14 protein-coding genes are annotated in these 12885 nt (G+C 72.1%); 11 read left to right on the top strand and 3 right to left on the bottom strand.

What is annotated here, in order from left to right; all coding sequences use genetic code 11:
- Positions 1-25: 25 nt before the first annotated feature.
- The 7 genes from ORV05_RS29065 to ORV05_RS29035 all read left to right on the top strand — a co-directional run bounded on the left by ORV05_RS29065 (position 26) and on the right by ORV05_RS29035 (position 5479).
- Positions 26-838 (top strand): biotin--[acetyl-CoA-carboxylase] ligase, encoded by an 813-nt coding sequence (locus tag ORV05_RS29065; RefSeq protein WP_268755161.1) that lies wholly within the window; start codon positions 26-28, stop codon positions 836-838.
- 35 nt (positions 839-873) lie between these two features.
- Positions 874-1419 carry a PH domain-containing protein gene (locus ORV05_RS29060; RefSeq protein WP_268759945.1) on the top strand — a complete coding sequence of 182 codons (546 nt, stop codon included), beginning with the start codon at positions 874-876 and terminating at the stop codon, positions 1417-1419.
- Between the two features lie 3 nt (positions 1420-1422).
- A complete protein-coding gene (locus tag ORV05_RS29055; RefSeq protein ID WP_268755160.1) occupies positions 1423-2364 on the top strand; it encodes a hydroxymethylglutaryl-CoA lyase in 942 nt (313 codons plus the stop codon).
- Between the two features lie 115 nt (positions 2365-2479).
- Positions 2480-2899 carry a YbaB/EbfC family nucleoid-associated protein gene (locus tag ORV05_RS29050; protein WP_268755159.1) on the top strand — a complete coding sequence of 140 codons (420 nt, stop codon included), beginning with the start codon at positions 2480-2482 and terminating at the stop codon, positions 2897-2899.
- Positions 2896-3213, top strand: a complete 318-nt coding sequence (locus ORV05_RS29045) for a hypothetical protein (protein WP_268755158.1) — start codon at positions 2896-2898, stop codon at positions 3211-3213. The genes ORV05_RS29050 and ORV05_RS29045 overlap by 4 nt, the downstream gene beginning before the upstream one ends.
- Positions 3214-3215: 2 nt before the next feature.
- Entirely contained in the window at positions 3216-5198 is a 1983-nt protein-coding gene (locus ORV05_RS29040) for a TNT domain-containing protein (protein ID WP_268755157.1), read from the top strand.
- Complete coding sequence (locus tag ORV05_RS29035; protein ID WP_144591472.1) at positions 5195-5479, top strand: hypothetical protein; 285 nt, start codon at positions 5195-5197, stop codon at positions 5477-5479. The genes ORV05_RS29040 and ORV05_RS29035 overlap by 4 nt, the downstream gene beginning before the upstream one ends.
- 23 nt (positions 5480-5502) lie before the next feature.
- Here the strand turns inward: ORV05_RS29035 and hisN are convergent, their stop codons facing one another.
- Positions 5503-6288, bottom strand: coding sequence for a histidinol-phosphatase (gene hisN / locus ORV05_RS29030; protein ID WP_268755156.1), 786 nt, complete (start codon positions 6286-6288; stop codon positions 5503-5505).
- A 47-nt stretch (positions 6289-6335) separates the two neighbouring features.
- Between hisN and ORV05_RS29025 the strand changes: the two genes are divergently transcribed.
- The 3 genes from ORV05_RS29025 to ORV05_RS29015 are packed head-to-tail and all read left to right on the top strand — an operon-like array spanning position 6336 to position 8925.
- A complete protein-coding gene (locus ORV05_RS29025) occupies positions 6336-7028 on the top strand; it encodes a response regulator transcription factor (RefSeq protein ID WP_144591478.1) in 693 nt (230 codons plus the stop codon).
- Between the two features lie 14 nt (positions 7029-7042).
- Entirely contained in the window at positions 7043-8332 is a 1290-nt protein-coding gene (locus ORV05_RS29020; protein WP_268755155.1) for an ATP-binding protein, read from the top strand.
- Between the two features lie 35 nt (positions 8333-8367).
- Positions 8368-8925, top strand: a complete 558-nt coding sequence (locus ORV05_RS29015; RefSeq protein WP_268755154.1) for an AAA family ATPase — start codon at positions 8368-8370, stop codon at positions 8923-8925.
- 5 nt (positions 8926-8930) lie between these two features.
- Here ORV05_RS29015 and ORV05_RS29010 read toward each other — a convergent pair whose 3' ends face one another.
- Both ORV05_RS29010 and ORV05_RS29005 read right to left on the bottom strand, forming a co-directional pair.
- Entirely contained in the window at positions 8931-9446 is a 516-nt protein-coding gene (locus tag ORV05_RS29010) for a GtrA family protein (protein WP_268755153.1), read from the bottom strand.
- Between the two features lie 123 nt (positions 9447-9569).
- On the bottom strand, positions 9570-11786 hold the full coding sequence (locus ORV05_RS29005) for a sigma-70 family RNA polymerase sigma factor (protein WP_268755152.1): 2217 nt from the start codon (positions 11784-11786) through the stop codon (positions 9570-9572).
- A 218-nt stretch (positions 11787-12004) separates the two neighbouring features.
- On the opposite strand from ORV05_RS29005, the gene ORV05_RS29000 reads away from it, so the two are divergent.
- Positions 12005-12844 (top strand): GGDEF domain-containing protein, encoded by an 840-nt coding sequence (locus ORV05_RS29000; RefSeq protein WP_407652589.1) that lies wholly within the window; start codon positions 12005-12007, stop codon positions 12842-12844.
- Positions 12845-12885: the final 41 nt, after the last annotated feature.

The raw sequence follows: 12885 nt of genomic DNA, 5'->3' as shown, positions 1-12885 counted from the left end.
GGGAGAGGGCCTTTAGGCTCCGGTTATGGCTGAGATCGATGTCGCGCGGTTGCGCGCGGAACTGACCGGGCCGTACGCGACGGTGGACGTGGTGGAGAGCACCGGCTCGACCAACGCGGACCTGCGCGAGGCGGCCGTACGGGGTGCACCGGACCGCACCGTCCTGGTGGCCGAGGAGCAGACCGCCGGGGTGGGCAGGCGCTACCGGCACTGGGTATCGCCGAAGGGATCCGGCGTCTACCTGAGCATCCTGCTGCGACCCACTGAAGTCGCTTTCTCGCACGTGGGCTCGCTGGCCATGGTGGCGGGCCTGGCGATGCTGGACCTGACCAGGGAACTGGGCGTGGACGCGGTCCTGAAATGGCCCAACGACGTGCTGGCCGGTCCCGACCGGGGGAAATGCGCGGGAATTCTGGCCGAGTCGGTGGCGAGCGAGGAACTCGCCGTGGTGCTGGGCATCGGGGTGAACGTGCGCCCGCTCGGCGAGGACGTGCCGCCCGCGGCGGGCGGGCTGCGGCCGACCTCGCTGGAGGAGGAGGGCGCGAGCGTCACCGACCGCACCCTGATCACGAAGATGCTGCTCTCCGCGTTCTCCGAACGCGAGCGGCGCTGGCGTGCGGCGGGCGGTCACCTGGAGCGGGCGGGCCAGCTCGAGGACTACCGCGCGCACTGCGAAACGCTGGGCAGGAAGGTACGCGTCCTGCTGCCCGGCGACACCACTCTCGTGGGCACCGCGCGGGACATCGAACCCGGTGGCGGGCTGGTGGTGGTCACCGAGGACGGCCGTGAACACTCCGTGCTCGCCGGGGACGTGGTGCACCTGCGGGCGGTACCTTAAGCGCACGGCAGACCGAAGATCGGAGCGTGTTCGAAGTGGCCTACCCCGAGGAGCTGCTCAGCGACAACGAGCAGGTCATTGTGCACAGCCATCCGCATTTCAAGATGCTGATCTGGCCGGTGTTCTGGCTGATCGTGACGCTCGCGGCGGGGGGCTGGCTGGCCACGCTGACCGGTGGGCTCGCCGCGCCCTGGCACGACGTGAGCCTCATCGCCATCGGGGTGGTCGCGCTCATCCTCGTCTGCTGGCTGTTCCTCGCCCCGCTGATCCGGTGGCGGACCACGCACTTCATCGTCACCACCGACCGCCTCATCGCCCGCGAGGGCGTGGTGAAGCGGACCGGGATCGACATCCCGATGACCCGGATCAACAGCGTCCAGTTCGAGCACGGCCTCGTCGACCGCATCTTCGGCTGCGGCACCCTGGTCATCGAATCGGCCTCCGACGAACCGCTGCGGTTCGATGACATTCCGCACGTCGAACGGGTCCACACGGTCATCTACCGTGAGGTGAACGACAATCCGTACGACGATTTCGGATCGGCCGAGGACGGCCGTCCGCGGACACGAGGCAGGCGCTGATCAATGGGTGCTCGGGAACTGGGACTGCCGCAGCGGGTTTCCGCCGGAGGACTGCCCACGCGGGTGACGATCTGGGAGGTCGGTCCCCGCGACGGCCTGCAGAACGAGAAGACCATCGTGCCGGTGGAGGTCAAGCTCGAATTCCTCGACCGGCTCGCTGAGGCCGGGCACTCCGTGCTGGAGGCTACGAGCTTCGTGTCCCCGAAGTGGGTGCCGCAGCTGGCCGACGCCGAGCAGTTGCTCGACGGGCTGAACCGGCGTCCGGGTGTGCGGTACCCGGTCCTGGTGCCCAACGAGCGGGGGCTCAAGCGTGCCCTGGACGCCGGCTGCCGTGACCTCGCGATCTTCGGCAGCGCCACCGAGACCTTCGCCCAGCGCAACCTGAACTCCACCGTCGAGGACCAGTTCGCGATGTTCGAACCGGTGGCAGCCGGGGCGCGGGAGGCGGGCGCGACCGTCCGCGGCTATCTGTCGATGTGCTTCGGCGACCCGTGGGAGGGGCCGGTCCCGGTCGAACAGGTGGTGCGGGCCGGGCAGCGGTTGCTCGACCTCGGGTGCGACCAGCTCTCCCTCGGCGACACGATCGGCGTCGCCACCGCCGGCCACGTGGAACGGCTGATCGCGGCCTTCGACGAGGCCGGCGTCGCCCCCGGCCGACTGGCCGTGCACTTCCACGACACCTACGGGCAGGCACTGGCGAACACCCTTGCCGCGCTGCGCTGCGGGGTGTCCACTGTGGATTCCTCGGCGGGTGGCCTCGGCGGCTGCCCGTACGCCGAGTCGGCCACCGGCAACCTCGCCACCGAGGACCTGCTGTGGATGCTGGAGGGGCTCGGCATCGAGACCGGTGTCGACCTCGACGCACTGGTGGCGACCAGCCGGTGGATGGCCGAGCGGCTCGGGCGGCCGAGCCCGTCCCGGGTGGTCAGGGCGCTCGCGGGGTAGCGCCGTGGTGCGGCGGATGGCCGGATAGGGAACGCTTTTCCCCGGAGTGGGAACCGGGCCGCGCCGGGCCGCGTCCGACTCGAAGCCGACCGCCGTACTACCGAGGAGGCGTGCCGTGACCGAGTACCGCGCACAGGTGGACGAGCTGCTGGCCGACTACCGGCGCAGCCGGGAACAGCTCGCTTCGGTGCAGCGGGAACTCGGGGCGGTCACGGCCTCGGCCAGTGATCCGGACGGCCTGCTCACCGCGACCGTGGGTGCGCGCGGCGCGCTTACCGCACTGGTGATCTCCGACGAGGCCTATCACCGGTACCGGCCCCGCGAACTGGCCGACCAGATCGTGCGGGCCGCCGGTGCGGCGACCGTGCGGGCGCTGGCCGCCGCGGCGGAGGTGCTCGCGCCCGCCCTTCCCGCCGGTACCGACCCGCAAGCCGTCCTGTTCGGCACGGCCGACCTCGAGGCCGCCGACATCGCGCCGCTGAAGCCGGTGGCCGAGGAGGACAGCTACGAGGACAAGAACTGGATGGTCCGGTGAGCGGGTTCGAAGCGGATGCGGGCAGGCTCGCCGCGGGGGCGAAGGACTTCGACGGCCATGCCGAGCGGGCGGGGCGGATCGCGGCGGAGCTCGCGCGTGCGCTGGCGGATGCCCCGGCGGCCTGGGGTGACGACGCGGTCGGGCGGAGTTTCGCGGCCGGGCACGCCCGTCCCGCGAACGAGACCGCGGAGGGGATCCGCGCACTGGCCGGGCAGCTGAGCGAGCTGGGGACCTCCCTCGCGGAGGCCGCGCGGCGGTACTCCTCGGGTGAGGACGCCGCCCGCTGTTCGATCGCCGACGCGGCCGGGGGTTAGGAATGGGTATCGAACTGCCGGAGGAACTGGCCGGAATCGCCGCGGAGACCGGGCTGTCGTGGCCGCGGGCGGACGAGGACAAGCTGCGCGAGCAGGCGAAGGCGTGGCGGACCGCGCAGGACGGGCTCACCGCGTTGGCCGCCGAGGCCGACCGGAGCGCTACGAGGGCACTGGGGCCGCTCAGCGGCCCGTCGGCGGAGGCGGCGGCCGCCCGGTGGGCCGAATTCGTCCACCCCGATCACGGTCGGCTGACCGTCGCGGCCCGCGGTGCCGGGGAGGCCGCCGACCGGCTGGAGCGCGCGGCGGAGGAGATCGGCGCGACCAAGGTGGAGATGGTGCGCAGGCTGACCGAAGCCGCGAAGAACCGGGACGCGGCGCACGGCGCGGCCGCGGCCGGGCATCCGGCCGCGCTGCTCGGGCTGGACACCGTGCTGCGGGGGACCACCGCGAATCTTTCGTCGCTGACGAACGGTCTGGTCCAGCGGGTGGGCGGGGCGGCCGCGACGGCGGGCGGCCCGCCGGATCCGATGGGCGGCCCGCATCCGGGTGCGCGTTCCCCGCGGGGGCAGCTCGGTCTGCTCAGCGCCGCCACCGGACTGCCCGTTTCACTTTTGTCCACAGTAGACAAGGTGACGGCCGGTGCCGCGGGGGCGGTCGCGGTGGTCTCGGCGGTTCCGGAAGCCCCGGTGGTTCCGGTGCAGCCTTCGCTGGGAGTGCCACCGGTTCCGGCCGAGCCGTCCGCCCCCGGTCTGCCTTCGCTCGGGCAGCCGCCCGGCGCGACACCGCTTCCACTCGAACCCGCGGGGTCCACAGTGGACGAAGTAGCCGGTCCGGAAGCCGGGACCGGTCCCCTCCGGCTGCCCGCGGCCCCCTCGACGTACGGGGGGCTCCTGCATTCCGGCGGGTTCGACGACGTGCCGACTCCGCCGTCCGGCACCCTCGCGCCGCACGCGCCCGGCGCCACCGTCGCCGCGGGGTTCAGCGAAGGAGGGCCGTCCGTGCTGTCCGTGCCCCCTGCGCCGTCTTTGGTCCCGCCACCGATCGCAGGCCCGCAGCCGCTCGCGGCCCCGCAACCCGTTGTCGCGCCCCAGCCCAGCTACCCGGCACCCGCGCCGTTCGCGCCGTTCGCCCCGCCTGCGGCGGTCCCCGGCCCGGCACCGGCCGTCCCGCCACGTCCCGGCCATCCCGCCCCCGCGCCGCAGTCCCGGTCCGAAGCGCCCCCGGCCGCACCACCACCAGCCCAGCCCCAGCATCCCCGGGGCCCCCGCCACCCCCGGCCGCAGCCGCCGCTCGGGGCGCCCCGCCAGGAGCGGGAAAGCATCGTGGCCCTGTTCCTCGTGCACATATTCCCGCTCGGGCACCTTCCCGTGGCCTCGGCCCGTCCCGCCCGGCAGCTGCCGGTACCCCCGCCCGAGGCCGACTTCGCGCCCGGCCTGCGCTTCCCACCGCACGACCATCCCCACTCCGGCCTCCTCGAGTCTTCCGAAGCCTGGGAGAAGGTGCGGGACGGCTACGCCCGTCTGCCCACCCCACCCGGTGAACCTCCGGCGGAGCTGACCGAAGACCACCGGCCGCTCGGCGGACTGTCCGAACGCGACTGGGAACGCCGGTTCCAGGTCGGCTCCCGCGGTGGCGTACCGGAGTACGCGTGGCCGCCCGCGGAAGTTTTTCCCGAGGGCGGGACCGCGCCGGGAGAACCGGAGCTGCTGCCCGAGGGGGTGCTGCTCGACCGCTTCGGCGGGATCGGCGGTCGCGTGTTCGCCCCGGACGGCACTCCCTTCGCGCGGCGTTCCCTGCCGCCGGCGTTGTTGTCCGCCGGGTACCGCCGGTACCGGGTGCTGCGCGAAGTGCCGATGTGGCGGGCCGAGTCGGCGCCCTGGTTCGGACAGCCCGGCGGCGGAACCCGGTACCGGGCCGTCTACTCCGCCGACGAACTGGTCAGCATGGGCTACCTCGCGGATGTGACCTTCGAGGAGGAGGAATGAACGTCGAATCGGTCGTGCGCTGGCTGGAAACCATCGGGGTGCCGCCCGAGGTGGTCTCCATCGGCGCCGAGGCCGACAACGCGTGGTGCGTCCTGCGGGTCGAGGAGTCCGAGGAGGGCACACCCGTGTGGGAGGTGTTCTGGCGGGAGCAGGGGAACCGGTACGACTGGGCCCGCTTCACCAACGAACAGGTCGCCTGTCACTACCTGTTCGGCAGGCTCGCCTGGTCCCAGGTGGCTCGCGGCGCCGTCGGTCTCCTGCCCGCCGCCACACCGCGCTGACGGGTCCGCTGGCCGGGCAGGTGTCAGTTCCGGTGCAGGGTGGACAGGGCCGCGTCGTGCAGGAGGCCGTTGGACGACAGCGCGGAACCGCCGTCGAAGGTCTCCCTGCCGGACAGGTCGCTGAACCGGCCGCCTGCCTCGGTGACCAGTACCTGCATCGGCGCCACGTCCCACGGGTTCACGATCGCCTCGGCGGCCAGGTCGATGGCGCCCTCGGCGACCAGGCAGTGGTGCCAGAAGTCGCCGAACGCGCGGGTTTCCCAGCAGGCGTCGGTGAGGGCGAGGTACGCCTCGCGCGAGTGGTACTCGGTCCACGAGCCGAGGTGCGTGGTGGACAGGTACGCGTCCGACAAGTCGGCCACACCGGAAACGGAGATCCGCCGTTCGCCGGTCGCGTCGCGCAGCCAGGCACCCTCGCCCAGGCTGGCCCACCAGCGGCGTCCGAGCAGCGGGGCGCTCACCATGCCGACCACCGGGGTCCCGTCCTCGACCAGCGCGATCAAGGTGGCCCACACGGGCACGCCGCGCAGGAAGTTCTTCGTCCCGTCGATCGGATCGAGGATCCAGGTGCGGCCGGACGACCAGGCGCCGCCGCCCCGCTCCTCACCGGCGATCCCGTCGTCCGGGCGCTCCTCGGCGAGCAGGGCCCGGATGGCGTCTTCGACCGCCGTGTCGGCGTCGGTGACCGGGGTGCGGTCGGGTTTGCTGCGCACCGTGAGATCGAGCGCGCGGAAGCGTGCGGTGGTGATCGCGTCGGCCGCGTCGGCCAGGCGCGCGGCGAGAGTGAGATCGGAGGAGTAGCTCGGCACGCGACGATGGTTTCACGTCCCCCGGCCGTAGAGTTGGCCAGGTGAGCATGGTGTTACTCGCCGAGGACGATCCGGCAATCGCGGAACCGCTGTCGCGCGCACTGCAGCGCGAGGGCTACGAGGTAGAGGTGGTCGGCGACGGTCCGTCCGCACTCGCCGCCGCCGGTGATCACCGTGCCGACCTGCTGGTGCTGGATCTCGGCCTGCCCGGAATGGACGGGCTGGAGGTGTGCCGCCGGTTGCGCTCCAGCGGCACCGAACTCCCGGTCCTGATGCTCACCGCCCGCACCGACGAGGTGGACTTCGTGGTCGGGCTGGACGCCGGGGCCGACGACTACGTCGCCAAACCCTTCCGGCTGGCCGAGCTGCTCGCCCGGATCCGGGCGCTGCTGCGCCGCCGGGCGCCCGAGGTGCTCGAGGCCGGGGGTGTGCGGATGGACCTGGGCGCCCGCCTGGTCACCGTGGACGGCCGTGAGGTGCAGTTGGCGAACAAGGAGTTCGAACTGCTGCGCGTGCTGATGAGCCGGGCCGGACAGGTGGTCAGCCGGGACGAGATCCTCGCCGAGGTGTGGAACGACCTGGAGTCCAAGACCTCGAAGACCCTCGACATGCACATGTCCTGGCTGCGCCGCAAGCTGGCGGTCACCGGTGACGGCAAGGGGGCCGTGGTGCACTCGGGCGACGGGGAGCGCCGCATCGCCACCGTGCGCGGCGTCGGCTTCCGCTTCAACATCGACTAGCCGGCCGGGGAATCGTGCGCCGCCGCATCCTGCTCGCCATCCTGCTGGCCGTCGCGGTCACCGCCGCGGCGCTCGGCATCCCGCTCGGGGTGACCGCGTGGAAGCTGGTCGACAGCATCACCGTCGAGGACCTCGGGGCGCGGGCGTCGCAGATCGCCGCCACGCTCGACACCGATCTCGCCGACGGTCAGCTCAGCCAGACCGATCTGGACGGGGTCGCGGTGGCGATCCCGCCGGGCGGCAGGCTCACCGTGCAGCTGCCCGGCCTGCCGAAAATGATCGAGGGGGCCGATCCGGGCCCGGACGTGGTGACCGCGCGCGTGCAACTGGCCCGGGACGGGAACCTGGAGCTGGCGACCGCGGCCGGTCCGCTGAGGTCCCGCCAGACCACGGTCACGCTCGCCGTGCTGCTGCTGGTGGTGCTGTCGGTGAGCATCGGCACCGTGGTCGCCACGGTGACCGCGCGTCGCCTGGCGAAGCCGCTGCGCCACGTGGCCGAGCGGGCGTCGAAGCTCGGCGGGGGTGACTTCCGGCCCGATCCCAGCCGGTACGGGGTGGGCGAGCTGGACATGGTGGCCGAGGCGCTCGACACCTCCGCCACCGCGCTGGCCCAGCTGGTCCAGCGGGAACGGCAGCTCGTCGGGGACGTTTCCCACCAGCTGCGCAGCCGCCTGACCGCGCTGCAGCTGCGCCTGGAATCGCTGACCATCGTCGAGGACTCCGACGTGGCCGAGGAGGCCCGCGCCGCGCAGGAGCAGGCTGACCGGTTGTCGGAGGCGCTGGAGGAGCTGCTGGCCGCGGCACGTGCGGCCAGTGAGGCGGACGTCGAACCGGTGGAGCTGGCGACGGCGTTGCCGGAGGTCGCCTCGGAGTGGCGGCAGCTGCTGCGTGCGGAGGGGCGCAACCTGCGGCTGCGGATCGGGGACGGGCTGGTCGCGAGGGCCACCCCGGGCCGGCTGCGCGAGGTCATCGGCGTGCTGCTGGACAACGCCCTGCGGCACGGGGCGGGCACCGTCACTCTCGCGGCGCGGCGCGGGGAGGCCGAGGGCACCGTGGTGGTCGAGGTCAGCGACACCGGCTCCGGTATTCCCGACGAGCTGGTGCCGCACGTGTTCGAGCGGGGTTTTTCCGGTGCCGGGTCCACGGGTGTGGGACTCGCACTGGCCCGCGCGCTCGCCGAGGCCGACGGGGGCAGGCTCGAGCTGTCCAGCCGTCGCCCCGCCGTGTTCAGCCTGTTCCTGCGCGTCCCCAGCCCCGGGGATCTCCGCGAAGTTCGTTGGCCCTCCGAACGGGTGCCGCGGTAGCGCGTCGCCGAGTCAGCATTTACTACATTCGAAAAATGACCGAGCCGGGTGCGCTGATCATTCTCACCGGACCGCCGGGGGCGGGAAAATCCACCATCGCGCGTGCACTGGCCTCGCGTTGGCAGAAGTCTGTCCATCTGCACACGGATGACTTCTGGCACTACATCGTCGCCGGGGCGATCGCACCCTACGAGCCCGCGGCGGACGCGCAGAACCAGGTGGTCCTCGACGTCATCGCCGGAGCGGCGTTCACCTACGCCCTCGGCGGATTCACCACCTTCGTCGACGGAATCGTCGGACCCTGGATGCTGCCTCACTTCCACCGGCGAGCCCGAAACCATCCCGGGCTGTCGCTGCACTATGTGGTCCTACGACCGGATCGCGACGTCGCACTCACGCGCGCCCGGCAGCGAACAGCACCGACCGCGCTCACCCGGGAAGAACCGATCCTGCGGATGTGGGACCAGTTCGCCGACCTCGGCGAACTGGAGCGTCACGTCTTGGACACCTCGCGAGACGACCCGCGATTCAGCGCGCAATCCGTCGCCGCCGCCATCGACAGCCGGCGCTTCGTCCTCCTAACAGGGGCCTGACCAGCTCAAGACCGGTTGGTGTCGCGGCGGCGCTCGCCGAGTTCGTCCGGGAAGACCCACTTCTTGAAGCCCCAGAAGCGGAACACCATGGCCAGCAGCATGCCGATGATGGAGCCGCTGATGAAGTCCGCCGTTTCCTGGATCCAGCGTTCGACGAACGGCGTCTCCAGGTGGAACGCGTAGCGGGACAGGTACAGGGGGATCAGGTTCACCACCACGGCCAGCCCGCTGATCACGAAGAACAGCGCGGCCTCGTGGTGCCGCTCCCGGCCGCCGCGGGTCCGGAAGGACCATTCCCTGTTGAGAACGTAGGAAACGATGGTCGCGACGATGATCGCGATGGCCTTCGCGGTGGTCGGCTTGGATTCCAGCACGCCCAGTTTGAGCAGGTACCAGACTCCGTTGTCGACGACGAAGGTGGTGCCGCCGACGATGCCGAATTTGAGCAGCTCCCGATGTTTGATCAGCGCCGAGCGCAACGGCTCGGGTGTGCGCGAGAGCACGCTTTCCACAACGGTCACTTCGGCAGTGTACGTAGTGGGGATGTCCCGGTGCGGTCAGGCGGCGCTTTTCTCCGGCTCACGAGGGGCGCCGAGGATCATCCCGCTCACGTAGCCGGCGATTTCCCAGGTGGCTGACAGTAATCATTCGTCCGGGAACAGCCACCACCAACCACCGTGCCGCCGCTTCGAAGTGGTGGTCGTGGTCGCCGGTTCCCCGGCGGGTGGTGCGGTGGTGTTCGCGGTGGTCGGCGGGGTCGGCACGGGCGGCGGGGTCGTGGTGTTCTGCGTGACCGGTGCGGGGCTGCCGGTGGCGGCCGGCTGCGAGGCCGGGGTGCTGGTCGTCGTGCGGGCCGGTTCCGAGGCCGGTGGCGTGGTCGCCGGGGTGGTCGACGGCGTACCGACGGGGGCGGGGATGTGGCACAGCGGGCCGAACCAGCAGCCGAGGCTCACCGTCTTCGTGTCGCTCGCCGAGCCGAGGGTGGCGCTCACACTGACCGGGATGGGATGCCATTCCCCCTCGTCGAGGGCGAACCACAGGCTCAGGTGCTCCTGGGGGGCGAGGGGCCTGGCAGTGGTGCAGGACGTGCCGTCCGCCTGCTCGGTGCAGCGCGCCCGCCACTGATCGGTCATCAGATGGACCGGGCGGCTGAAGGTCAGGGTGACCGGTTTGGTGGTCTTGCCGTCGTTGACGACTTCCGTGTCGATCCAGCCGGGGTTCGCCCACGGCCACGGGCCGCCCCACTGGGCGCTCACGCTCAGGACCACCCCGTCGGAGGGGGCGGGGGTGACGCTGATCGGAACGCTGATTTCGAAGTGCACCTGGCCGCCGGTGCTGATCGAACCGGTGACCGTGCCCCCCGTGGCGGTCGCGTCCGCGATCAGGCGGAAGGTGAGCACGGCCGATTCACCGGGGGCGAGAGCGCGAGCGCTGGTGCAACTCACCGTCCCGGTCCCGGCCGGACAGTCCGCGTCCGGAGAGGCCGGGGAAGCCGGGCTGGCCGCCGGAGAGGACGGAGCGGACAAGGAACGGGCGCCCGCCCCGCCGCCACCGCCGCCGGGCCCGACCGCGCGCACCCCGCTGGGCAGGGTCAGGGTCACCGTCACCGGGTCCGACGGGCCGTTGCCGTCGTTGCGGACGGTGATGGGCAGCGGGATGGCCCCGCCACCGGGCTGCAGGAGCAGACCGCCCGCCGGGCCGGTCGCGGTCAGGTTCGCCGCGGGCGCGACGACGGGGGCGGGCGGCGTGGTGGTGGGCGGTGGTGTCACGGCCGAGGACGGAGCGGGGACCTGGATCTTGGCGGCCGGGCTGTGCCCGGAGGGCGGGAGCACCGGGGTCGGGCTGGCTTGGACCGGGGGCAGTTGGGCCGCCGAGACCGGGATGTCCTGGGCGCCGCCGCTGGCGACCAGCGCGGTGGCCACCGCGGCCGCGATCGCCATGCTGGAAGCGGCTACCCCGAACAACTGCCGGGGCGCGGCGGTGGCCGCGGTGGCGGCAGCGCCGCCGGAGGCTCCGGCGGCGGCGGTGGCGGCGGCCGCCTTCCCGCCGGTCAGCGCCAGGTAGCCGAGTGCGGCCCCGCCCAGCACGATCGGCGCCACCACGGCCCGCAGGGCGCCGTTGACGTCGCTCAGCTCGGCGGCCAGTGCCCGGCACCGGTCGCACTCGTCGAGATGGGCCTCGACCTGGGTCCGCTCCCGCTTGGCCAGCCCGTTGCGGGTCCACGCGCCGAGGCGGTCCGCCGTCGCCCGGCACCGCTGGGAGCTGGTCTCGGCGAGATGCACCTGCAGGTAGGCCTGCCGCAGGCCCTCGCGTGCCCGGTAGGCCAGCGCGGACACCCCGTTGGGCGTCAGCCCCAGCAGCGGAGCGACCTCCGCCGGGGTCTGCTGTTCGATCTCGGTGTGCCACAGCACCGCCTGCCACCGTTCCGGCAGCCGGGCGAACGCCCTCGCGGCCATGCTGCGTTCCAGGCCGGCGACCGCGGTGTCGGAGAAGGGCACGGTCAGCGCGTCGGTGGCGGCGCTCCCCGTGGCGGCCAAAGTGGACATGTCGTCGCTGAGGTCGACCCGCTTGTCCTTGCGCGTCCGGTCGTAGGCGGTGTGGCGCAGCGCGGTGAGGAGGTAGGCGCGGAAGGCCGAGTCCGGTCCCTTTCCGGCGCGCAGCGTGTCCATCACCTTCGCGAAGGCTTCGGAGACGAGGTCGTCGGCCTCGGCCTGGGAACGGGCCAGTTGGCGCGCCAGATTGTGCGCGGACGCGACGTGACGCTCGTAAAGGGTGCCGTAGGCGGCCAGCGTCCCCGACCGAACCGCATTGATCAGTTCGGCGTCACTTTTGCCCGAGAAGTCCGCGGAAACGGTGGACAACTGTTCTCCTCTTCGACAGGCCGGGATGCCGTGGCCACCGCGCCAGCCATTTCCCGGGGTAGCGATAGTGTGACTCACGGAGAACCGCTCGATGACGCATGGGTACGAATGACCCGATGGTGTAACAGGGGCGGCAACGTAGAGCAAATTCCGTCACGATGTCTCCTTCGTTGCGTCACCCGTTTGGAAGAACGCGCCGGAGGAAAGGACGGTCGCGAGTGAATGTGACGGCCAGTGGCGGAGAACTGCCCCGTCAGAAAAACGGTCCCGACGGCGACCTGCCGCTGCGTACCCTGCGCGCGCGGTGGCGTGCCGCCAGTCTCGCCGCGGGCTGGCGGTTTCCGAGCGACTGGGCCCTGCCCGAGGTGGACGCCGTCTGCGCCGCGGTGCTCTGCGGCGCCGGACCGGAGCCCTCGCTCGCCGGGCTCGCCCGGGCCAGGGCCGCCGCCGGTGCGGAACTCGAAGAGGTCTTCGCGGATCTGGCGGCGCTCCAGGCCGTGCTCGCGCAGCCGGATTCCGACGACGGCTTCGTCGTCCCGGACCTCGGCACCACCCCGGCCCGGCTGATCACCGCGACCGCACTGGCCTGGGCCGACGCGGCCCTGGACCAGATCGCCAACATCCAGGTGATCGACCCGTTGACCGGCCTGCCCACGGCGGCCTACCTGCGCACCCGACTCGACGAGTTCTACCGCGGGTCGAAAGGCCAGGGCCGCCGCGCCGCGGACGAGCACACGCTGCTGGTGGTTTCCCTCGACCTGACCACCATGACCGGCTGGCGCCGCGTCACCGGGATGATCCTCGTCGCGGAGGCGATGCGCGCCGCACTCGACGGGGGCGAGAGCCTCGCCACACTCGGGCCGTCCACTTCGGTCGCCGTGCTGCGCCGGGACGACACCCTGCCGGCGAAGGCGGTCCTGCTGCGTCGCGCCCTGCACCAGCGACTGTCCAGTGACGCCTCCGTCGCGGAGATCGGCAAGCCCCGCATCCGCCTGGTGCGGCTGCCCGCCACCCACGAATCGGCCTGCGATCTGCTGCGCGAGCTCGGCCGCGCCTGAGGCGTCACGGCGGCCGAACCCGGGGTTTCCGCCCTCGCACG

This window comes from Amycolatopsis cynarae (assembly GCF_026802195.1).
Lineage (GTDB): Bacteria > Actinomycetota > Actinomycetes > Mycobacteriales > Pseudonocardiaceae > Amycolatopsis_E > Amycolatopsis_E rhizosphaerae.
Note: the sequence above shows the minus strand (reverse complement) of the source record. Positions and strands in the feature narration are given on the sequence as shown.

What these genes read in the sequence shown, in the direction of transcription:
- ORV05_RS29015 (WP_268755154.1), top strand. Translation starts at nt 8,368, where the DNA reads ATGACCGAGCCGGGTGCGCTGATCATTCTCACCGGACCGCCGGGGGCG.
- ORV05_RS29040 (WP_268755157.1), top strand. Translation starts at nt 3,216, where the DNA reads ATGGGTATCGAACTGCCGGAGGAACTGGCCGGAATCGCCGCGGAGACC.
- ORV05_RS29025 (WP_144591478.1), top strand. Translation starts at nt 6,336, where the DNA reads ATGGTGTTACTCGCCGAGGACGATCCGGCAATCGCGGAACCGCTGTCG.
- ORV05_RS29055 (WP_268755160.1), top strand. Translation starts at nt 1,423, where the DNA reads ATGGGTGCTCGGGAACTGGGACTGCCGCAGCGGGTTTCCGCCGGAGGA.
- ORV05_RS29035 (WP_144591472.1), top strand. Translation starts at nt 5,195, where the DNA reads ATGAACGTCGAATCGGTCGTGCGCTGGCTGGAAACCATCGGGGTGCCG.
- ORV05_RS29065 (WP_268755161.1), top strand. Translation starts at nt 26, where the DNA reads ATGGCTGAGATCGATGTCGCGCGGTTGCGCGCGGAACTGACCGGGCCG.